The organism is Halosimplex marinum (genome assembly GCF_051414075.1).
GTDB lineage: Archaea > Halobacteriota > Halobacteria > Halobacteriales > Haloarculaceae > Halosimplex > Halosimplex marinum.
In genome coordinates this window covers 202,646-223,343 of sequence record NZ_JBLKNY010000004.1, presented here as the reverse complement: position 1 = coordinate 223,343, position 20,698 = coordinate 202,646, and the positions used below count along the sequence as shown (strand labels likewise).

Here is a 20,698-nt window from a genome sequence, read left to right as displayed (position 1 = left end):
CGCTTTCGCCGCTCGGTGCGCAAGTCCGGGCGTGAGCCACTCCGACCACTCCGTCGAGGCGTCGACGACGAGCCCCCTCCCGGAGGGGGCGGTCCACTCGTCGGTGAACCGCTGGGTCCTGCTCGACGCGAATCGGTGGCTCGTCGCCGCCCTGTTCGTCGCCGCCGCGTTCGCGGCGTTCCTCGGTGCCGGCCTGAGCGGGCTCGTCGACCCCGGCGCCGACGACCCGGCCACGCTGCTGTTGAGCGTCCTGATCTCCGGCAACCTGACGCTCGTGCCGATCACCATCACGATCAACCAGCTCGTCCTCTCCCGGGAGTTCGGCAAGCCCCACGAGCTCCGCGGCCGCGACGAGGGCATCAGACAGCTCCGCGACGACCTCAAGACTCAGGCCGAAATCGGGCTGATCCCGCCCCAGCCGTCGGCGTTCGTCCGGACGCTCGTCGAGACGCTCCGGACGGGCGCCGACGCCGTCGCCGAGGCGGCCGCCGACACGGGCGATCCCGAGCTGGCGCGGCGCGGCGACCTCCTCCGCGACGAGATCGTCGAGAGCACCGAAGGGGTGTTGCGGGAACTCGACGCCTCGGAGTTCGGTTCCTACGACCTGCTGGCGTCGCTGATGCGCGTCAACAGCGCCTGGCTCGTCGAGACCGTCCAGTACCTCGAACACGACTGCGGGGAGGCCGCCCCCGACGAGCCGTTCGACCGCCTCCAGGAGACGCTGCGGCTGTTCAACGTCACCCGCCAGTACGCGAAGACGCTGTACGGGCAGAAGGAGATCGCGACGCTCTCGCGTCTCCTGCTGTACGTCGGCTTTTTCGCCGTGCTCGCCGCCTCCCTGGTGATGCTCGGGTACGCGGGTCCGGTCGAGGAGTCGCTGTCGGACGTGGGGACGGCCCTCGGGTTCGCCCTCATCGGCGCCCTCGTCTTCAGCCCGCTCGCCTTCCTGCTGTCGTACATGCTCCGGCTGTCGACGCTGATGAGCTACCCGCCGCTGCGCAACTCCTTCATCACCGACGGCTGAACGGCGCCCCGCGGTCCGCAGCCTCGGGAGCCCACACGGCCGACTGGCCGCGATCGAACTGTGTGGGTACCGTCTCTATTGTGCGAGTCACGCTAGAACCGGTACCGGCCCAGTCTCCGCCATGACACAGCCACGCCCGGTCGTCGGCACCCCCGACGAGTACGACCTTGACGACCCGAACCGCGTCCCCTGGGTCCTCGGGACCCACCTCCACCCCGAGGTCGGGCCGCTCGGCCGCGCCTCCGCCGGCTCGCGCGTCTGCATGATCGAGGCCCGCGGGTTCGCCCGGCGCAAGCCCTACCACCACCACAAGCTCACGCTCGTCTTCGCCGCGATGCGCCACGCCCGCGACGAACTCCGCGAGGCCGGCTACGAGGTCGAGTACGTGCGGGCCGAGACGTTCCGCGGGGGGCTGGCGACGTACTTCGACCGCCACCACGAGGACACGCTCGTCGCGATGCGCTCGCCGAGCCACCGGGGCGGCGACCGCTTCCGCGACCTCGTCGACGCCGTCGGCGGGGACCTCGAACTCGTCACCAACGAACTGTTCTGCTCGACCCCCGAGGCCTTCGACGAGTGGGCGGACAGCGAGGGCGACCAGTTCCGTCACGAGGAGTTCTACCGATGGATGCGCCGCGAGAGCGGCGTCCTGATGGCGGACGGCGAGCCCGTCGGCGGCGAGTGGAACTTCGACGAGGCCAACCGCGAGGTCCCGCCCGACGACTGGGAGCCCCCGCCGGTCTACGAGCCCGAACGCGACGACCTCACGCGCGAAGTCGCCGCGTGGGTCGCCGACGAGTTCGACACCTGGGGGTCGACCGAGGGCTTCGCCTGGCCGGTCACCCGGGCGGACGCCCTGGCCGCGCTCGACCACTTCGTCGCCGAACGGCTCCCCGACTTTGGCCCCTACCAGGACGCGATGCGCGCCGACGACCCGGCGATGGCCCACGCCTTGCTCTCGCCGGCGGTCAACCTCGGGCTGGTCCACCCCTGGGAGGCCGTCACCGCCGTCGAGGACGCCTACGAGTCCCGGGCCGACGTGCCGCTCAACTCCGCGGAGGGCGCCGTCCGGCAGTTCCTCGGCTGGCGGGAGTTCGTGCGCCACGTCTACGAGCGGACGATGCCAGGGCTCGCCGACGCGAGCCGGCTGGGCGCCGACCGGCCGCTGCCCGACCTGTTCTGGAGCGGCGACACCGACATGGCCTGTGTCGCCGGTACCGTCGGCGACGTGTACGAGCGCGGCTACGCCCATCACATCCAGCGGCTGATGATCCTCGCGAACCTCGCGACGCTGTGGGGGGTCGACCCCGCCGAACTCAACGAGTGGTTCCACGCCACCTTCGTCGACGCCTACCACTGGGTGACCACGCCCAACGTCGTCGAGATGGGGTCGTACGGGAGCGGCGTCTTCGCCACCAAGCCGTACGTCGCCTCCGCCAACTACGTCGACCGGATGAGCGACTACTGCGAGGGCTGCGCCTACGACCCCGACCGGACGACCGGCAAGGGGGCCTGTCCGCTGAACGCGCTGTACTGGGACTTCCTCGCGCGCAACGAGGACGAACTGCGGAGCAACCGCCGCATGAGCCTCGTCTACGGCCACGTCGACGACAAGCGCGCGGACGGCGAGTTGGACGAGGTCTACCAGCGCGTCAGCGAACTCCGGACGATGGAAGCGGAGGGCGACCTGTGACGGATCGCGGATCGGGGGCCGGTGGCGCGTGCCGACGGTCCCGCCGCCTGCCCGTCGTCAGGCTTCGAGTCCGTGTCGCTCGACCAGTCGCGGGACGCTGTCGGCGTCGATCTCGAAGCCGTACCGGTCGTGGAGGGCCGCGAGTTCCGCGGCGGTGTCCGCGTCGGGCTGGCCCTCGTCCGGGAGGATATCGGCCACCTCGCCGAAGTACCACGCGAAGTCGCCGGGCGCGATTATCTCCAGAAAGCGGAGCGGCTCCGGACCGGGGTTCCAGAAGGTGTGCCAGACCCCCCGTCGCTTGAGCGCGACTTCCCCCGTCTCGACGGTCGAGACCTCCTCGCCCTCCCGGACGCCCATCCGGCCCTCTAGGATGTAGGAGATCTCGTCCTCGCCGCTGTGGCGATGCAGGGGCGCGGCGAGTTTGCCCGGCGCGAGCGTGTGTTCGACGACCGCCACGTCGGTCTCGCCCGTTTCGGGTGCCAGGCGCAGTTCCGCGCCGAGGTTACCCCCGACGCCGACCTGTACGTCGTACCGCTCTCGGCTCGTGTCCGTCATCTCGAAGGTCCCCGACCCGTGCTGGACAGGGACGCCGGATAAAGGACCGCCGTAGTGTGTGGGTGTGTCGCATACCGGCCCGTTACTGCCGCTAGCGGCGGTCGGAGTCGTGCCGGTGACGGAGACCGATCGCCGCCAGTCACCCGTCGCTCGACGGGCCCCCGCCGAGCCGGTCCCGGAGGAAGCCGGTGACCCCGCCGACGTAGTCGCTGCCCCACAGCGCGACGGCAAGTCCGCCGACCCCGTTGAATATCATGTCGGTCACGATGTCGTCGACGCCGTAGACGACCAGCGGCGCCGCGGCGCCCAGCGCGGCCGCGAGCTGTTCCGACGCGAACTCCAGCAGCTCCCAGACGACCCCGGCCGCGAGCACGAAGACGACGACGAACGCCGCCCGGAAGGCCGGCGGCGCGTCGACCTCGCCGGAGTGTTCCTCGACCGCGCGGAACGACGCGTAGCCGATCCCGGCGATGATCGTCCCCGAGACGGTGTGGGTGATCTCGTCGTACCACTGGTACTGCTCGTACAGCCCCGCGAACCCGAGGGCGTTGAGGAAGACGGCGACGGCGATCCACAGCACCAGCCCCGGGTCCATCGCGTAGCCGTACTCCCGGCGGATCAGCGCCGGGAGGAACGTGGCCGCCAGCGCGGCCGCGCCGTTGACGGCCGTCCCCCAGCTACCCGTCCCGACCCCGTAGGCCGCCAGCGCCGCCAGCGCCGCCTGTAGCCCCCGCGTCAGCAGCCGCTCCTGGCCGTCCGAGAGCCCGAGCGCGTCGCCCAGGGTCATGTCACGTCGCCCCCGTCGGTCCGTTCGTCGACAGTGTGTCCTCGAACCGCCCGGCGTACCACAGGAACGCGGCGCCAGCGGCGGCCGCGACGGCCGTCGCGGCGACGAAGTCCCACTGCAGTTCGGTCTTCGAGGGGATGTACGCCGTCCCGAGCCACACGTCCGAGTAGAACTGCGCGACGGCCCAGACCGCCTGGGCGGCCATGGTCGTCAGCGCGACCGAGACGGCCGCGAACCGCCGGCTCAACTGGACGCTCGTGAACGCGACCAGGTCGACGACCGCGAGCGTCGCGAACGCCGCGACCGCGAGGTACCCCGCGAGTTCGGTCGGGAGACCGACCCACGGACCGGCGACCGCGGCGACCGCCGCCAGCGTCAGCCCCCACGGGACCGTCGCGGTCAAATCGCGGGCGGCGACCGCGGGCGCCGCGACCGGCACCGCGAGCGCGAGCGCGAGCAGCGCCCACGCGAGGTCGCCAGCGAGCGCGCTCGCGACCGCCACCGCCACCAGCGCGCCCGCCAGCAGCCACGCGAGCGCGGCGTTCGCCGGCCCGCCGCGACGGAGCGACCGGAGTCGTGTCATGCGGGCTGTTGGCGACCGGGCGGCAAAAGCCGGCGGCCGGAACCTGCCGGCCCAGTGAGGCTGACGGGCGCACAGAGCCGGTCGCAGGCGGCACGACCGGTCGGAAAGGTCAGGCCCGCGTGACCCTGACAGTGTGCTCGACCGTCACGTCGGTCGTCGAGTCCGTCGCCACGTCGGTGTTGTCGAAAACGACCCCGTAGCGCTGGGCCGGTACTCGACGCTCGCGGCGCTCGCTGCTCACGTCGAACGCCGACAGCCCCGGATGGTACGAGACCGTATCACCCGCGTCGTAAGCGTCCAGCTCCGGTCCCTCCAGTACCATGACATCGACGGCGCCGTCGCCGACGACGCCCATCTCGTAGAAGATCCGCACCGACCCGTTCGTCTCGGGCGTGAAATCGATCGTCCTGTGCCCGCCTTCCGGGATCTCCGACCGAACCCGGCTCTGAAACACCGGCTCGGCGGCGGCCGTCTCCTCGGGCGTCGGAGTCGACCCCGTCAGCCCCGAACACCCCGCGGTCGCTAGCGCGCCGGCGACGGCGAGAAAGCCGCGTCGAGTTGGCATACCTGTCCGTTGTACCGGTCCGGGACAAAGTAGTTGCGCACCGGCGCGGGGGCGGTCGACCGACCGGCTGTGGCGAAGAAACCGAGATGTCCGCGTCTCACGGCCGTTTTCCTGGCCCGTCAGTCCAGATATCCTGGATCCACGCCCCAGTAGTCGCCGTCGGACCTGGCAGCGCCGAGCTCTTCGAGTCGAGGGAGGATTTCGTCGAGCGCCGCCGAATCGACCCCGGTCTCTTCCCGGATGTCGGACTCGAAAAACGCGCTGTCCCGATTTCGGATGAACAGCCGCATGACGAGGTCCGCGTCGGTCGGCGGATACTCCGAGAGGTCCGGGTTCACGAGCGAATACCGGTCGGTCACTTTCCCCTCGCCGGGGATCGGCCGCGGCAGGTCGATGACCCCGTCGCCGTCCTCGTCGGCGTTGTCGTAGGTCGGGTAGTAGTTGCCGAGTTCGCTCCAGTCGGCGTCGACCGCGACAGTCGCCTCGTCGATACGGATATCGGCTCCGCGGAACGCGTTCCGGTAGATGAACGAGGCGCCGCGCCCGTCGACGAAGTAGTCCGCATCGATATCGTCGGCGCGGAAGACGTTCCCCTCGAGAAGCCTGCAACCGCTCGTCCCATCCTCGGTCTCGCCGATCCGCCCGCGGACGGTCGAGTTCAGTACCGTCGGTCCCCAGCGTCCCGGTCCATTCTCCATCCGGACCGCGTAGCCGTCCCCGTCGGGGTGTAGCACCGAGTTGGTGATCGTCAGGTTCGAGCTGTCGGTGTCGACCAGCGTCACGCCGGCGTCAAGCGAACAGTCGTGGATCCGACCGCCTGCGTCGGACAGCCGCACCGGCCCGGCGAAGCCGCAGTCGGTCGCGGAGATCCCGCCCTCGAAGTAGACGCTCGTGTCGACGGCGCAGCTAGTCAGGTTCAACCCTCTGACACTGACCGTGGAGTCGGGGAGATCGATCTGCGATTCGTACGCCCGGAAGCTCCCGTAGACGGTCAGGTTCCCCCGCCACCCGCGGGTCGGGACTCGGTACCGGACGTAGTTGGCCGTGACCGGAGCGTCGACGTAGAAGTAGCGATCCCCGGCGCTTTCGAGGGTGAGATCCCAGAACGTCAGCGCTTCCTGGGAGGAGATCTCCGTGGGGTCGGAGTCGACCGTCAGCGTCGTCGAGTCCCGCCCGGCGCCGACGAATTCGAGCGGTTTTGCGACGGTCAAGTCCGACTCGCTCTGGTCGAGCGGCCAGGTGTACGACCCGTCTTTCAACTCGATCACGGCGCCCGCTCGGGCGACGCGCTTGGCCTTCTCGACCGTGTCGTAGTCGCCGGACCCGTCCGCCGCGACGACGAAGTCGGGCTCGGGAGGCGTCGGTTCTGACGGCGGCTCCGGCGTAGGGCTGGCCGTCTCCGTGGCCGTCTCCTCTGGGGTGGGCGACGCCGTCGGCGTCGGACTCTCGGTCGGCACCAGCGGTTCGACGTCCGACGCCTCGCCCACGTCCGGCGGCGTCGCCGTGGTCTCCTCTAACACGCCGGTACAGCCCGCGAGCCCGGCCGCGCCCAGGAGTCCGCTCGCCCGGAGGAACCGTCTCCGGCTCCGTTCGTTGTCTTCCATCGAATCGGCACTAAGTGGCAAGTGCCTTGATACTTGCGACCCCGGACTCGGGAGCGACGCCGGTTACACCGCCCCGAGCGGGACGTAATGGTGGTCGGCGCCGGAGTACGGACCCGCCTCCGGGACCGTAAGCAGGTACGTCCGGCCGGATTCGACCTGGAACGCCACGGTCCGGGTGATACTCTCGCCGGCGTCGAGCCGCGGACCGGAGGTCGTCGGCGACAGCTCCAGTCCGGGCGCCCGGTATGGGCCTCGTTCGCGGATCTCGTTCGTGTCTTCGTGCATCTCGTAGCTCCGCTGGCCGTCCTCGCTCATCGCGGTGAGCGACCCGTCCTGAAAGGTGACGTGCTCGTCGCCGACGTTCTCGATCCGGAGCGTGACGACGAGATACACCTCCTCAGGGGCGCCCACGACTACCGCATCGGGCCGTTCGAGCGAGTACGTCCGGTTGACGGCCTCGACCGTGAGCGCGAGGTCGCTGTCCTCGCCGTCGACGGTGAACCGCTCGCCGACGTCGTGGACCACCGTCTCGTGTCCGAGCGTCTCGTCGGTCTGCAGCGCGAGCGCGGCCGTCGCGCTCGCGCCGACCGCGGCCAGCAGGACGACCCCGACGACCACCGACCGCCGGAGTTTGAGCCGCGTCCGACCCGTCACCTGGCGGCGAACCGGCGGGAGCGCGACGATCCCGCCGACCACGGCGACTGCGGCGGCGATCGGAACCAGGTGTGCGATCACGAGCGCGAAGAGAAACAGGAGCGCGCCGGCGACCCAGGCGGCCGCCCACGACGGAGCGATGTCGACCTCGATCCGGCGGTTGACCGGCGGGAGCACGTACAACCCGACCAGCACGACCACGATACCCACCGGCGGAGCGCCGACAAGAAGCAACAGCCCGAGCAGCGTCAGCGGAATGCCCCCGACCCACGCCAGGACCGCTCTGCCGTTCATGGCAGGTTGCTTACCACCTGACTAGAAAAGCGCTTCGGTCACTCCGGCGTTTACCGGTTCAGCGCGACGACGAGGAACGTCGCGGCGATCAGGAGGACGAACAGCGTAGTGACGGGCTGGCGGGTGGGGCCGACCTCGAAGAGGACGAGCCCGAAGACGGCGGTGACGAGGCCGACGACGGCGCCGGCCATCGCGTGGAGGTTCTCGGCGCGGACGGTGTCGGCCTCGGCGCCGAGTTGCCGGCCCAGCGAGACGGCGTTGGTGCCGGCGTCCCAGGCGACGACCGCCCCGACCGTCCCGAACAGGACCGCCGCCGCGGGCGCGTCCGACAGCGCCGCGAGGGCGACCCCGAGGAACGCGACCAGCCCTCCGGCGTCGACGACGCGGTGGTTCGCCCGCCGGACGCCGGCGAGTAGCGCGGCCGTCCCCAGTGCCGCCACGGCCGCGCCCGCGCCGCTCCCGGCCAGCGCCATCGCCGCCGCCGTCGCGCCCGCGACGCCCGAGACGACCAGCGAGTGCCGACCCGGGCGGCGGGTGACCTCGGTCCCGCTCATCCGGACCACCGCCTGCGCGCGCGTTCGAGCGCCTCGGCCAGCCGCTCGTCGCCGCCCCAGTCGACGACGCGCACGTCGCCGCCGCGGAGGTCGTTCAGCCGGTTCGACCGGTCGATCGCGGCCAGCCGTCGCCCCGGCGTGTCCCGCATCGTCGGGTCCGGGCTGACGACGGTGACGGCGTGGCCCCGCACGTGCAGCGAGCGGGCGATCACGGCGCTGGTCTCGTCGGGCATCGGCGAGACGAACACGACCTGCGCGTCGTCGTCGAGCCGCTTGACGAGCCGGCGCAGCCGGGTGCGGACGTACACCCGCCGGTCCGGCGGCGTCGGCGACAGCGCCGAGTGGGTCGACAGCAGCTCCCGGGCGCGGGCGCGGTGGGTCGGCCCCGCCCCCGGCGGCAACCAGACGTTATCCGTGGCGAACGCCGCCAGCCCCACGCGGTCGCCCGTGTCGAGCAGCGAGTTGAACACCCGCCGGGCGGCGTCGATGCCGCGGTCGACCGCGTGGGGACCGTCCTCGCCGGCCCGGAGGTACGCCTCGGCGCGCAGATCGAGGACGATCACGACCGTCGCCATGCGCTCCTCGCGGAACTCCATGGTCGTCAGCGTCCGGTCGCGGGCGTAGGTGTTCCAGTCGATCCGCGAGAGGGCGTCGCCGTGCTGGTACTCCCGCAGCGACGCGAACTCCGTGCCCTCGCCCGACGAGTCCGTCGGGACGCGGCCGGTGTACGGCGAGGTGAGCCCGCGCAGCGGGACCGTGTCCGTCGCGTCGACCGGCGCGAGGCAGGTGACCGCCGCCGGCTCCGTCTCGACGTCCAGCTCCCGCTCGCGGCTGCCGCTGGCGTTGCGCGCGATGACCGTCAGGCCCTCGAAGCGGTAGGCGCCCCGCCGCGCGAGCACCTCGTAGGAGAAGGTCATCCGCGAGCCCGGCCGGAGCGCGGTCGCCGCCCGCGCCGGCCCGTCGGTGACCGCCAGCGCCTCGGGCACCTGCTCGACGACCCGCAGGTCCGGCAGGACCGCCTCCCCGACGTTCTCGACGACGACCGTCACCTCCACGGTGTCGCCGGGCTCGGGATCCGCCTCCGAGAGGCGCCGCTCGACGGCCAGCCGCGGGTCGGGCGCCTCGGTCGTGTTCGCGTAGGCGAGGTAGCCGACGCCCACCACGGCCGCGAGCATGAGCGGCCGCGAGCGGGTCAGCGCCCCCAGCCCCGCCGACAGGAAGACCAGCGCCGCGAACCCGACCCAGTGGTTCGTCGACCGCACGCGCGCCGAGCGGACCGTCACCGCCGACGGCCCCGGCGTCGCCGCGTCCGCGTCCGCGCCCGCCCCGTCCACCGTCCCCTCGGCCGTCGCCGCGTCGTCCGCCGCACCCGGTCGCTCGGCCGGTTCCGCGGCCCGTTCGGCCCCGTCGCCGGCGTCGACCGACGGCTCGTCGGCCTCGTCGAGCACCGCCCGCCCGCCGTCCGGGCGTTCGGCCGCCGTCCGTTCAGGGTCCGACCGCTCGGGGTCCCGGCCCTCCGAACCCGGACGGTCGGCGTCCGGACGCTCGAAGTCCGGCGGTTCCGAATCGCCGTCACTCATCGGTGACCTCCCGCCGGTCGTCGCCGTCCGGCCGGTCGCTGGCGTCTCGCCGGTCGTCGGGCTCCAGCAGCCGTTCGAGGGCGTCGACCGCCCGGACGGCGCGGCGCTTGAACGGCGACTCGCGGTCGAACAGCTCGCGCAGGCGGTCGGTCGTCGGCGCCTCCGGCACCCGCCCGGTGAAGAAGGCGGCGGCGAACGGGTCGTCGGTCCAGGTGCCCTCGTCGAGCGCCCGCCGGGCGGCCTCCTCCGAGCAGCGCTCGCGGCGCCGGATCGTCTCCGCGGCCACGTCGCCGATCTCGTCGCGGACGCGGTGGCGCTCGGCCTCGTTGAACCGCGTCAGCCGCAGCCGGCCGAGCCGCCGGTCCAGGTCGTCGCCCGGCGTCGGCAGCTCGACCGCCAGCTCGGCGTCCGGCGTCTCCGCGTACTCCGGGTCGGTGTGGCGGCGCCGCTGGACCTGCGCCACCGCCCCCAGAATGAGCACCAGCCCGACCAGCAGGACGAACGGCTCGCCCGTCGGCAGCGGCGCCGTGATCCCCGGGGCGGCCAGCGCCGCGATCCCGACGACGCCGAGGAGCGCCCCTACCGTCGCCGTGACGCTCCGGCTCACCGCAGATCCCTCCCGCCGGCGTCACCGGCGCCGTCCGAGTCGTCGGCGCGACCCGATCCGTCGGCGTCTCTGTCCGCGTCCGCGTCGGCGTAGGTCGCCTCGATCCGCCGAAGCGTCTCGACGGCTGTCCGCTCGCGCTCGGCGGTCGGCTCCGCGTCGCCGTAGCGCACTTCCTCGAAGAGGTCGGTGAGTCGGGCCACGTCCGCCGGGTCCATCCCCGCGGCCGTCGCGGCGGTCGCGAACTCCGCGGGCGTGCTCGACTCCGGCCGGTCGACCGCGAGGTGGTCGGTCATCGCCGCCCAGGCGCGGTAGACCTCGTTCTCGAACTCGTCGCTCCCCTCGATGCGGTCGGCCGCCCGCCCGGCCGCCGCGCCGACCGCCCCGACGTCCGTCGCCGGTTCGGGCTCGGGCTCGTCGTCGTCGCCGCCGGACTCGTACTCCTCGCGCTGGTCGTGGTTGCCGGTCAACACCAGCGCCGCGACGGCGACCAGCGTGCCGACGACGAGCACGAGCAACAGCGTCGTCGAGACCGAGGGCGCCGCGACCGTGCTCTGCCCGCCGAACAGCCCGCCGCCGCGCTCGGCCGGCCGCCCGCCGTCGGCGAACCCGAGCAGCCCGGGGTCCGTCCGACAGGTCGTGAACAGCAGATAGAGGAAGAAGCCGGGGTAGCCGACGACGAAGACCGCCGCCAGCCCGGTCGCCGCGTCGTCGAGCCAGCGGCCGACCGAGAACACGCCCAGGACCCCGAACAGCAACAGCAGCTGGACGAGCGGCTGCTTGAGCCACGGCTGGCAGAACTGCAGGGGCGTCCCGGGCTCGGTCTCGAGGTCGAGCAGCGAGTCCCGCGGGCTGCGGCTGTCGCCGGTCGACTCCTCCGCGGGCGTGCGCTCCCCACCCAGGTCCTCGTCGGCGCCGGTGTAGCCCGCGCCGGCCGACGGGTCCGGGTTCGTCGTCGAGTCCAGCGTCGCTGCCGCGAACGCGATCACCGCGACGCACAGGACCGCGAGCGCGACCGTCCGCGGACTCACGCGTGACGGATCCACACCCGCTCTAGTGGATTCCGGCCCTTATGGGTACCGGGCGCCGCCGCCGCGTTTCGGGGATCGCGGGTCCCTCCGACGACCCCGGTCGGAGGCGCCCGTCACAGCGCCTGCGAAGGCAAGCCGTCGCCACAGTGAGGCGGCGATCCAACCCCGACCGATACCATGGACCGCTGGCGATCGATCGCCGTCGTCGTCGCGGCGCTGGTCGCGATCCTGGTCGCGGCCCAGCCGCTGTACGTCGTCGCGCTGACGCTGTTCGACTACGGGCAGACGCCGGAGGGGAGCTACGCGACGATGCAGACCAAGGACGTGACCCGGTTCCCGGCGAACGACACCGAAGGGTTGAGTGCCGACACCGCCCTGGCCGCCCGGCCGCCCGGGGCGAACCTCTCCTACGACACCGTCGTCCGCGTGCCGGAGGACGACTGGCGGACCGGCCTCGCCGCCGCGCGACTGCGGGCCGCCGCCGACGCCGTCGTCCTCGCGGGCGACGCGCCGCGGCCGGGCGCGAACGCGAGCGTCGACCGGGACACGGGCACCGGCGAGGGGGTCGACGACGGCGTCCGGACGGTCCGGCTCTCCGGCGGCGACCCCGCCGAGACGGCCGCCGGGATCGCGACCCGCGGCGGCCCCGACGCGGTGAGCCCGAACAACGTCGTCCTCGTCAGCTCCGAGTCGGCGGCCTGGGCCGCGCCCGCGGCCGCCTGGAGCGCCTACAGCGGCGACCCGGTCCTCTACGCGAACGGGAGCGGCGTCCCCGAACCCACCCGCGAGGCCATCGCCGCGGTGAACGCCTCGCACGTCTACGTGCTCGCGCCACCGGACCTGATCCCCCGGGACGCGCTCGCCAGCCTCGACGTCGAGTGGACCCGCGTCGCCGGGCGGACGCCCCAGGACCACGCCGTCCAGGTCGCGAAGTTCCGCGACGAGTCCCGCGAGTTCGGCTGGGGGATGGACCGCAGGGACAAGGTCGGCTACACGAACGCGATGCTCGTCAACCCCGAGCGGCCCGGCCACGCGGTCGCGACGAGCAACCTCCAGTGGGGGAAGGCCGGGCCGCTCCTGCTGACCCACGCCGACGGCGGCCTCCCGGCGATCACCGAGAACTTCCTCTGGCGCAGCCAGTCGGCGTGGTTCTCGACGCCCGCCGAGGGGCCGTTCAACCACGTCTTCGTCGCCGGCACGCTCGACGAGGTATCGTGGGTGAGCCAGGCCCGCAGCGACTACGCCGTCGAGATCACCCCCTACCGCCTGCAGGGCGCGGGCATGAGCCCGCTCGACGCGCTCTCGGCCGTGTGGGCGGCGTTCGGCCTCCTGGGGGCGTCGTTCGTCTTCGTCCACGCGCGCCACCGGCTCTCGCGGACGAACCGCTGGACGCGGATGGCCTGGCCGCTGTTGACGCTCGTGCTCGGTCCCGTCGGCCTGGCGCTGTACTGGTCGGCCTACCGCGGCCGCGAGGTGGTCGACACGGAGAACGGACCCAGGGTGGTGCGACCCTACTGGCTGCGGGCGGCCGCCGCGACCGCGATGGGCGTCGGCTTCGCGGGGACGACGATGGTCGCGACGGCGTTCGCCCTGACGTACTTCGGGATGCCGATGGTCGTGTTCGAGGGGCGTCTGTTCGCCCTCGGGAGCCCGATGGTGCTCACGATGGCCGTCGTCTACGTCGTGGCCTTCCTCGTCTCATGGGTCGTCTTCCACGTCCCGATGTTCGCGGACGGCATGGGACTGGACCGGCAGACGGCGGCCAAGCGGGGGCTGCTCGCGGTGGCGGTCAGCATGACCAGCGTCTCCGTGGGGATGATGACGATGATGTACGTGCTCATGATGGTCAACCTGCCCATGATGCCGGGGGACGACGCGATCCTCTGGTACGGCGTGATGGCGTTCTCGGTCCTGGTCGGGTTTCTCGTCGCCTGGCCGGTGAACGGACTGCTCGTCCGGCGCAACGTCAAGCCGGGTGGTGCGCTGTGACCGACCGCAGCCGCCGCTCGTTCCTGCGGGACGCGCTGGCGCTGCCGGCCGGCGCGGGCGCCCTCGGCGTTGGTGCCGCGCTCGGCGCGCAGGAGGACGATTCCGACCAGCAGACCGGCCCCGCCAGCGCCGAGTTCGACGAGTGGACGGCGACGACGATGACCACCCGCCTCGCCGGCGCGAACCGCTACGAGACCGCCGCCGCGTTCTGTCAGAACGTCTACACCGCCGTCAACGAACACACTCGCCCCGGGGCCGTCATCTTGGTCAACGACGAGGTGCTGGAGGCCGCTCTCCCGGGCGTCGGTCTCATCCACCACCCAATCGACGGCGCGGTCCTGCTCACGCGCCCGGACGAACTCCCCGAGGCGACCCGGGCGGAGATCGAGCGCGCCCACCCCGAGGGCGTCGGCATGGACGACAACGTCCAGGTGTACCTGATCGGCGGCGAGCGGTACGTCGGTGCGAGCGTCCGCGAGGAAGTCGAGTCGATGGGGATGAACGTCCGGCGCATCCCGGGGTCGGACCCGGTGAGCGTCGCGGCGAACGTCGACCAGTACGTCAGTTCGATGCACGGCAACCACGAGGACGAGGTGCTGGTCGCCAGCCGCGACGCGCCCGAGCGGGCGGTCCCCGTCCAGTCGTGGAACGCCCACGCCGGCGACGGCTTCCTCTGGGTCGACGCCGACGGGGTCCCCGAGGAGACGGCCGAACAACTGGAGGCCCGCTACGACCACGCCTACATGTACCTGCTGGGCGACGAGGGCGCCATCGGAGCGGGCGTCGCCCGCGACCTCGGGGAGTTCGGCCACGTGACGCGGGTCCCCGACGCCGGCGACCCCTACAGCATCAGCGCGGCCTGGGCCGGGTTCAAGGACATCGGCCGCAACCAGGGCTGGTGGTTCGGCGAGTGGGCGCGGTCGGTCGGCTGGGGACTGGCCGAGCCGGGTCACAACGTCATCGTCGCCAACGTCGACGACTGGCAGACGGCCCTGCCCGCAAGCGTCGAGAGCCACCGCGGCAAGCACGGCCCGATGCTCGCCGTCCGCGAGGGCGAAGTGCCGACCCCGGTCGCTAACTACCTCCGGAAGTTCTTCCAGCCCACCGAGGCCGCCCCCTACGACCGCAAGTACAACCACGGCTGGATCGTCGGCCCGCCCGACTCCGTGAGCCGCGGCGTGCAGGCGGAGATCCACGCGCTCCTGGAGGGCGACCGGACCGGTCCCGACGACGGCGGTCCGGACGGAAACGGGGACGGATCCGGCGCGACCGACGGCGGCTCGAACGGAAACGGAGGTGGGGGATCGTGAAGCGAGTCGTCGCGCGGTTCGACGACGAAGACGCCGCGAGCGAGGCCGAGCGGTCGCTGCGCGAGACCGACCGCCGGCCCTACCGGCCGGAGGTCGACGACCCCTTCTTCGACCCGTCGGCGCGACTGCCAGAGGCCCGCGGCCTCGCCTGGGGCGGCCTGCTCGGCGGCCTGCTCGGCGCGGCCGTCATGCTCGCGATGGCGTTCGACGCCCTCTGGGTCCCGCGGCTGAGCCCGCTGATGGCCGCCGGGCAGCTGGAACTCGCGGTCTTCGGCTTCGGCGCCGGCGCCGCCGGCGGCGGGTTCGTCGGCGGCCTCGCCGGCACCTACCGCGACGCCCCCGAACCCGACGGCCCGCGCGTCGCCGTCGCCGTCCCCGACCGCCGCGCCGACGAGACGGCGACGATGCTCCGCGGTCACGGCGCGACCGCCGTCGAGGCGAGCGTCCTCGTCCACGAGCACCCTCACCGCGACCGGGTCTCCGGCGTCGAAACGCGCCGCACGCCCGCGGCGGCGCCGGCCGACCGCCGGGCCGGCTCGAACCCGCAGGCCGAGTCCGACGCCCCGGGCGGAGCCGACGCCTCGGACGGGGCCGACGCCAACTCGGGGTCGGCGGTCCGGTCGGACGCCGAGTCGGAGTCGGGGCCGGGGTCGGGCTGACGGGAGCGCGAGGGGCGCTCGCTCCCGTCCGGTCGCGTCCCGCTCAGCGGTTCGTCGACGGCTTCGGCGGCATGTGCCGCTTGTGTCGCGTCGCCGCGCACCACTCTTTCAGCCGGGTCACGACCGAGCGGTCGATTCCCAGTCGGTCGGCGACCGCCCGCGGTTCCCGACCCTCGTCGACGTGCAGGCGCAGTGCCCGGTCGACCGTCTCGGCGTCCACGTCGAGGCGGTCCGCGTCGGTCGCGTCGCCCGGGGACGCGCGCTCGGCCTCCGACAGCATCTCGACGGGCAGGTCCATCGCCCCGGCGAGCGCGCGGACCTCCGTGCGGTAGAGGTCGCCGAACAGGAAGCAGTCGACGCCAGTCTCGCCGTACTTCGTCGAGGACCCGAGCAGCCGGGCCGTGCGGTCGACCGGCCCGACGACGAGCGCGTCCCGGCGGTTGGCGAAGTAGTAGGCCGTCGCCGTCCGGAACCGCTCGACGGCGTTGTCCGTCGCCACCAGGTCGTCGGCCGGGCCGCCCGCGTCGCCGACCATCTCCTGGAATGCCCCGACGACCGGCTGCAGTTGCAACCGTCGGTGGTCGATCCCAAGCATCTCCGCGACCGTCTCGGCGGTCCGGGCGGTCGCCTCGTCGGTCAGCCCCGCCGGCATCGCGAGCCCGAGCACGTCCCCGGCGCCGACCGCGTCGACGGCCAGCGCTGCCGCCGTCGCCGTGGCGACCCCGCCGTCCAGCGGCACGACCAGCCCCTCGGCATCGGCATCGTCGACCTGATCGACGAGAAACTCCGGCAGCAACTCCTGCAGTCGCCTGAGCGCGACGGTCGTCGTCGCCAGGCCCGTCTCGTCCCGGGGGAGGTCCAGCACGCGGGGATGGCGGGCCGCGTCACTCACGGCGTACCACCGCCCGGGTCGGTCGGTTCGCGTCGTTCGCGTGGCGTCGGTCGATCACGCTCGATCCGCGCGCTCGGCGACTCTTAGAGGTTGTCTACATACCTATTAGGGGTCTGCCGTACCCATGATACACCTAATACGTCCCGCCGCGCGGACTCCCGAGACACCGAGGGGCGGCCGTGGCGTGTGCCGGCCGGCGCGTTTTGCCGGCCGAACCCCTACGGCGCTCGACCCGGGATGACTCAGTCACCGGCGACCGCCCGCCCGGCGGAGGAACTCCGCGACCTGCTCGGGGAGGGCGAGGCGATCACCATCGTCTGTCACAACAACCCTGACCCGGACTGCCTCGCGAGCGCGCTCGCGCTGGGTCGGATCGCGGCCGACGCCGGGATCGACGAGCGGCGCATCTGCTACAGCGGGGCGATCACCCACCAGCAGAACCGCGCGTTCGTCACCCTGCTCGACGTCGACCTGGAGCCGTTCGAGCCCGAGCGGGTCCGCGACCGACCGGACGGGTCGCTGCTCGCGCTCGTCGACCACTCGGTCCCGGGCCGGAACAACCGCGTCCCGGAGGGGACGCCCGTCGACGTCGTGGTCGACCACCACCCCGCCGAGGAGATCGACGCCCGCTTCGTCGACCACCGCGAGGAACTTGGCGCCACCGCGACCGTCTTCACCGAGTACGTCCGCGACCTCGACGTGGACCTCGACGGGACTCTCGCGACGGGGCTACTGTTCGCCATCCGCCGGGAGACCCTGGAGTTCCTCCGCGGGACGACCCGCGCGGAGTACGAGGCCGCCGGCTACCTCCACGAGCGGGCCGACGTCGACCTGCTCCGCCAGCTCGCGAGCCCGTCGGTCACCGGCGCCACGCTCGACGCCATCGCCACCGCCATCGAGCACCGGCGGACCCGCGGCTCGGTGCTCATCTCCAACGTCGGCCGGACGACCGAGCGCGACGCGCTCCCGCAGGCCGCCGACTACCTCCGGACGCTGGAGGGCGTCGAGACCGCCATCGTCTTCGGCATCGTCGGCCGGTCGATCCACCTCAGCGGGCGGACCGTCGACTCGCGAATCCACCTCGGCGACGCGCTCGACGACGCCTTCGGGGACGTGGGGACCGCCGGCGGCCACCGCGACATGGCCGGCGGCGAGGTCCCGCTCGGCGTCTTCGCCGACTACACCGCCGACGACGAGGGGCTCGTCGATATCGTCGAACAGGTCGTCACCGCCCGCCTCGTCGCAGAACTCCGGCTGTCCGAGGAGTCGAGCGGGTGAGCGAGCGACGACCCACGACTGGCCGACGCCCCGGCGGGCGCGCGCCGGTCGGGCGCCGACGGCCCGCCGCTCAGACCGTCGTGTATCGGTCCTCGGCCCACGGGTTCGCGGTGTTCGAGTAGCCGCGTTTCTCCCAGTAGCCCCGCTGGGGTTCGGTGAGGAAGGTGACGCCGTCGACCCACTTGGCGCCCTTGTAGGCGTACTTGTGCGGCGTGACCACCCGCAGGGGGCCGCCGTGGTCGGAGGGGAGCGGGTCGCCGTCGAACTCGCGGACGAACAGCACTTCGCGACGCATACACTCGTCGAGGGGCAGGTTCGTCGAGTAGCCGTCCATCGCGCCGAACATGACGTGGACAGCGTCGTCGGCGACGCCGGCGCGCTCGGCGATCTCGGGGAACGGGACGCCCCGGAACTCGTTGTCGAAGCGGCTCCAGCCCGTCACGCAGTGGAAGTCCTGGCGCTGGGTCTCGGTCGGCAACTCGCGGAACTCGTCCCACGAGTAGGTCAGCTCCTCGTCGACGGCGCCGCGGACGGTGAACGCCCAGTCGTCGGGGTCGAACTCGGGGGTCTTGTTCAGCGAGAGGACGGGGAACCGCTCGGTCTCGCGCTGGCCCGGCGGGAGCCGCTCGCCGTCGAACTCCTCGTGGATGTCGGTCACGTCTCTGACGCCCATGGACGCCCTTCGGCGGGGCAGCCCCTAAGCGACCGGATTGAGAGTGCCACGTCCGTCGTCCCGGCTCGTCGGTCCGGCCGCCTGCGCCGGCCGGCCGACGGTTTATCGGGCGGCCGCCGCTACGTTCGGCCAGCGATGCCCGTCATCCGCCTCGAAGCCGACACGCCCGAGCGCACCCAGATCGGCGAGGGGCTCGTGAAGTTCGCCGTCCAGGCCGGTCGCCTGGAGACCGGCCGCGCCGAGGGGCGGTACTTCCTCCGCCACGACGACGGCTGCGCCGTCGACGGCCGCCGGATCGCCCCCGGCGACCCGTTCGCCTTCGACACCGACTCCGGCGAGATCCGCTGTCTCGACCACGCCGACGAGGGCGCCGCGGGCGCCCGCTCCGAGCGCGGGTGAGCGGCGCGACGCCGACCCGACAGCCGGGGGCGGCGCTCGCCGGTCAATCGAGGGCGGCGACGACGGCCTCGACAACGTCGAGCACCCGCTCGCCCTCCCCGGGGGATTCGACGAACACGAGCGTCCGGGGCGGTCGCACCGCCTTCGGCCGGACCCGAAGCCCCGCGTCCCGCGCCGCTGTGGCCGCTTCGTCGGGCGCTGCGCGGAACTCGACACGCGCCCGGTTCGGATGGACGGACACCTCCGCGAGTCGCCGCGACCCGGCGGCCACCGCGTAGGCGACCGTCCCGTCCGCGGTCGGGGCCGGCTCGGCCCGCTCGTCGACGACCGACGGACTGTCCGCGCCCGCGAGGGCGTCCGCGAGCCGCCGGGCGAGTTCCCGTCCGTCCGGATCCGTCGACATACCTCCGTCTCCGCACGGCGGCCGGAAAACGATCCCGCCGGCGGGCGCCGCGAGGCTTGACCGGACGCGGCTCCGCCGAGTTGCCGAACCTGAAGTCGTGAGAATATTTTTATGTGAGGGGCGTGCGACCGTCGAGACACGATGCGTCCCCGAAACGCCCTCCCCTCCGTTAGCCCCAGCCCTGGCCGCATCCGCCGGTCGCTGCGCCGCGTCGGCGCCGCGGTCGGGCAGCTCCGCCCGAACTCCGTCCGCGAGGCGGCCGACGCGACGACCGCCGTCGGCCTCGTCGCGGCCGTCGTCGTCGCCGGCTACCTCCAGGGCGGCATGACCGTCGTCGTCGCGGTCCCGACCGTCCTCGGCCTCGGCCTCGGCAGTATCGTCGTCGTCCAGGCGGTGATGGCCTGTTTCACCGTCTCCGGGATGTTCGGCTGTTCGGCGCTGGCCCTGTTCGGCCAGCGGGCGGTCGAAGGCACCGACCGCCGGCCGACGACCGGCCCGACGGTCACCGCCGTCGTCCCCGTCCACCGCGACGCCGAGGCTCTCCACCGGAGCGTCGAGAGCCTGCTCGACAGCCGCTACGACGACCTGCGGGTGGTCGTCGTCGCCGAGCCCGGCGACGACGCCTCCGTCGAACGCGCCCGCGAGTACGCCGACCGCGAGGAGCGCGTCGACCTGCTGGTCAACACCCGCTACCCCGGCAGCAAGGCCGGCGCCGTCGACTACGCCGCCGAGGTGACCGACTCCCCGTACCTGGCCGTCTTCGACGCCGACGAGCGGGTCGACCCGCGGTTCGTCTCGACGGCCGTCGCCCGCCTCGACGACTGCGAGGTGGTCCAGGGCCGGACCGTCCCCGAGCCCGACGGCCTCGTCGAGACGGTCGCCTACTACGAGTCGGTCGTGCTGGGCGACCTGGGCAAGCGCCTGCTGACCCTGGTGACCGACTTCACGATGGCGGCCAGCCGGACGGTCGTGATGCGCCGGTCGGCCTTCGAGGCCGTCGGCGGCTACGACCCCGCGATGCTCACCGAGGACTACGCCTTCGCCTTCGACTGCTACGAGGCGGGCCTCGACGTCGAGGAACTGCTCTCGCAGACCTCGACCATCGAGGGCGCCCACTCCGCGGCCGACTGGTGGGGCCAGCGCAAGCGCTGGATGACCGGCTACGCCCAGACGCTCCACCGCCTCATCGCGGGGTGTCGCTCGCCCCGCAACTACCGGACGCTGCTCGCCCCGCTGCTCTGTGCGGGCTCGGTGCTGGGCAACCTCTTCATGCTCTCCTTGGTCTCGAAGGCCGCCGTCCTCGTCGTCAGCGGCGCGGCGACCTGGCTCGCGCTCCCCGTCGCGACGCTGGCGCTCTCGGCGCTCGCGATGCGGGTCGCGGACGCCCGCCGCGAGCGGGTCGACTGCGTCGGCCTCGCGTGGCTCGCGACGCCGCTGGTCCTCCCGCTGTACAGCCTCGTCGGCATCCGCGCGCTCACCGCCTACCTGTTCACCTGGGACGGCGAGTGGTACAGCGTCGCCAAGGGCGTCTGACCGCCGCCCGGCCCGTCCCCAGGAAACCGGCCCA

21 protein-coding genes are annotated in these 20,698 nt (G+C 72.7%); 8 read left to right on the top strand and 13 right to left on the bottom strand.

What is annotated here, in order from left to right; translation table 11 throughout:
- The first annotated feature begins 31 nt into the window (after positions 1–31).
- Together ACMGFI_RS09330 and ACMGFI_RS09325 are read left to right on the top strand one after the other, a co-directional pair.
- Positions 32–1,024, top strand: coding sequence for a DUF7972 family membrane protein (locus tag ACMGFI_RS09330; RefSeq protein WP_436909166.1), 993 nt, complete (start codon positions 32–34; stop codon positions 1,022–1,024).
- Positions 1,025–1,145: 121 nt separating this feature from the next.
- Positions 1,146–2,717, top strand: a complete 1,572-nt coding sequence (locus ACMGFI_RS09325) for a cryptochrome/photolyase family protein (RefSeq protein ID WP_436909164.1) — start codon at positions 1,146–1,148, stop codon at positions 2,715–2,717.
- A gap of 57 nt (positions 2,718–2,774) precedes the next feature.
- Here ACMGFI_RS09325 and ACMGFI_RS09320 read toward each other — a convergent pair whose 3' ends face one another.
- The 10 genes from ACMGFI_RS09320 to ACMGFI_RS09275 all read right to left on the bottom strand — a co-directional run bounded on the left by ACMGFI_RS09320 (position 2,775) and on the right by ACMGFI_RS09275 (position 11,543).
- Positions 2,775–3,272, bottom strand: coding sequence for a cupin domain-containing protein (locus ACMGFI_RS09320; RefSeq protein WP_436909163.1), 498 nt, complete (start codon positions 3,270–3,272; stop codon positions 2,775–2,777).
- A 139-nt stretch (positions 3,273–3,411) separates the two neighbouring features.
- Entirely contained in the window at positions 3,412–4,059 is a 648-nt protein-coding gene (locus ACMGFI_RS09315) for a DUF2238 domain-containing protein (RefSeq protein ID WP_436909161.1), read from the bottom strand.
- A gap of 1 nt (position 4,060) precedes the next feature.
- The gene (locus tag ACMGFI_RS09310; protein ID WP_436909159.1) at positions 4,061–4,642 is read right to left on the bottom strand and encodes a hypothetical protein; all 582 of its coding nucleotides are present in this window, start codon (positions 4,640–4,642) and stop codon (positions 4,061–4,063) included.
- A 109-nt stretch (positions 4,643–4,751) separates the two neighbouring features.
- A complete protein-coding gene (locus tag ACMGFI_RS09305) occupies positions 4,752–5,207 on the bottom strand; it encodes a hypothetical protein (protein WP_436909157.1) in 456 nt (151 codons plus the stop codon).
- 119 nt (positions 5,208–5,326) lie between these two features.
- Positions 5,327–6,811, bottom strand: coding sequence for a hypothetical protein (locus ACMGFI_RS09300; RefSeq protein WP_436909156.1), 1,485 nt, complete (start codon positions 6,809–6,811; stop codon positions 5,327–5,329).
- A gap of 63 nt (positions 6,812–6,874) precedes the next feature.
- Positions 6,875–7,759 (bottom strand): hypothetical protein, encoded by an 885-nt coding sequence (locus ACMGFI_RS09295; protein ID WP_436909155.1) that lies wholly within the window; start codon positions 7,757–7,759, stop codon positions 6,875–6,877.
- A gap of 50 nt (positions 7,760–7,809) precedes the next feature.
- Positions 7,810–8,313: a DUF7519 family protein gene (locus tag ACMGFI_RS09290; RefSeq protein ID WP_436909154.1), complete on the bottom strand. Its 504-nt coding sequence runs from the start codon at positions 8,311–8,313 to the stop codon at positions 7,810–7,812.
- Positions 8,310–9,893, bottom strand: coding sequence for a DUF58 domain-containing protein (locus ACMGFI_RS09285; protein WP_436909152.1), 1,584 nt, complete (start codon positions 9,891–9,893; stop codon positions 8,310–8,312). The genes ACMGFI_RS09290 and ACMGFI_RS09285 overlap by 4 nt, the downstream gene beginning before the upstream one ends.
- Positions 9,886–10,500 carry a DUF7269 family protein gene (locus ACMGFI_RS09280; RefSeq protein WP_436909151.1) on the bottom strand — a complete coding sequence of 205 codons (615 nt, stop codon included), beginning with the start codon at positions 10,498–10,500 and terminating at the stop codon, positions 9,886–9,888. The genes ACMGFI_RS09285 and ACMGFI_RS09280 overlap by 8 nt, the downstream gene beginning before the upstream one ends.
- Positions 10,497–11,543: a DUF4129 domain-containing protein gene (locus ACMGFI_RS09275; protein WP_436909148.1), complete on the bottom strand. Its 1,047-nt coding sequence runs from the start codon at positions 11,541–11,543 to the stop codon at positions 10,497–10,499. Before ACMGFI_RS09275 ends, ACMGFI_RS09280 begins: the two co-directional genes overlap by 4 nt.
- A gap of 162 nt (positions 11,544–11,705) precedes the next feature.
- Here ACMGFI_RS09275 and ACMGFI_RS09270 point away from each other — a divergent pair, with 162 nt between their 5' ends.
- Genes ACMGFI_RS09270 through ACMGFI_RS09260 form a run of 3 tightly spaced genes read left to right on the top strand, consistent with a single transcriptional unit; the run spans position 11,706 to position 15,486 of the window.
- Entirely contained in the window at positions 11,706–13,517 is a 1,812-nt protein-coding gene (locus ACMGFI_RS09270; RefSeq protein WP_436909145.1) for a DUF4396 domain-containing protein, read from the top strand.
- Positions 13,514–14,827 carry a cell wall-binding repeat-containing protein gene (locus tag ACMGFI_RS09265; RefSeq protein ID WP_436909143.1) on the top strand — a complete coding sequence of 438 codons (1,314 nt, stop codon included), beginning with the start codon at positions 13,514–13,516 and terminating at the stop codon, positions 14,825–14,827. The genes ACMGFI_RS09270 and ACMGFI_RS09265 overlap by 4 nt, the downstream gene beginning before the upstream one ends.
- Positions 14,824–15,486: a hypothetical protein gene (locus ACMGFI_RS09260; RefSeq protein ID WP_436909140.1), complete on the top strand. Its 663-nt coding sequence runs from the start codon at positions 14,824–14,826 to the stop codon at positions 15,484–15,486. Before ACMGFI_RS09265 ends, ACMGFI_RS09260 begins: the two co-directional genes overlap by 4 nt.
- A gap of 43 nt (positions 15,487–15,529) precedes the next feature.
- Here ACMGFI_RS09260 and nadE read toward each other — a convergent pair whose 3' ends face one another.
- Positions 15,530–16,378 carry an NAD(+) synthase gene (gene nadE / locus ACMGFI_RS09255; RefSeq protein ID WP_436909138.1) on the bottom strand — a complete coding sequence of 283 codons (849 nt, stop codon included), beginning with the start codon at positions 16,376–16,378 and terminating at the stop codon, positions 15,530–15,532.
- 237 nt (positions 16,379–16,615) lie between these two features.
- Between nadE and ACMGFI_RS09250 the strand changes: the two genes are divergently transcribed.
- Positions 16,616–17,656 carry a DHH family phosphoesterase gene (locus ACMGFI_RS09250; protein WP_436909136.1) on the top strand — a complete coding sequence of 347 codons (1,041 nt, stop codon included), beginning with the start codon at positions 16,616–16,618 and terminating at the stop codon, positions 17,654–17,656.
- A 70-nt stretch (positions 17,657–17,726) separates the two neighbouring features.
- Here the strand turns inward: ACMGFI_RS09250 and ACMGFI_RS09245 are convergent, their stop codons facing one another.
- Complete coding sequence (locus tag ACMGFI_RS09245; protein ID WP_436909135.1) at positions 17,727–18,329, bottom strand: sulfite oxidase-like oxidoreductase; 603 nt, start codon at positions 18,327–18,329, stop codon at positions 17,727–17,729.
- A 135-nt stretch (positions 18,330–18,464) separates the two neighbouring features.
- Between ACMGFI_RS09245 and ACMGFI_RS09240 the strand changes: the two genes are divergently transcribed.
- On the top strand, positions 18,465–18,728 hold the full coding sequence (locus ACMGFI_RS09240) for a DUF8075 family protein (protein ID WP_436909134.1): 264 nt from the start codon (positions 18,465–18,467) through the stop codon (positions 18,726–18,728).
- Positions 18,729–18,771: 43 nt separating this feature from the next.
- On the opposite strand, the gene ACMGFI_RS09235 is transcribed toward ACMGFI_RS09240, so the two are convergent.
- Positions 18,772–19,131 (bottom strand): DUF7993 family protein, encoded by a 360-nt coding sequence (locus ACMGFI_RS09235; RefSeq protein ID WP_436909133.1) that lies wholly within the window; start codon positions 19,129–19,131, stop codon positions 18,772–18,774.
- Positions 19,132–19,272: 141 nt separating this feature from the next.
- Here ACMGFI_RS09235 and ACMGFI_RS09230 point away from each other — a divergent pair, with 141 nt between their 5' ends.
- On the top strand, positions 19,273–20,664 hold the full coding sequence (locus ACMGFI_RS09230) for a glycosyltransferase family 2 protein (RefSeq protein WP_436909132.1): 1,392 nt from the start codon (positions 19,273–19,275) through the stop codon (positions 20,662–20,664).
- The last annotated feature ends 34 nt before the right edge of the window (positions 20,665–20,698 follow it).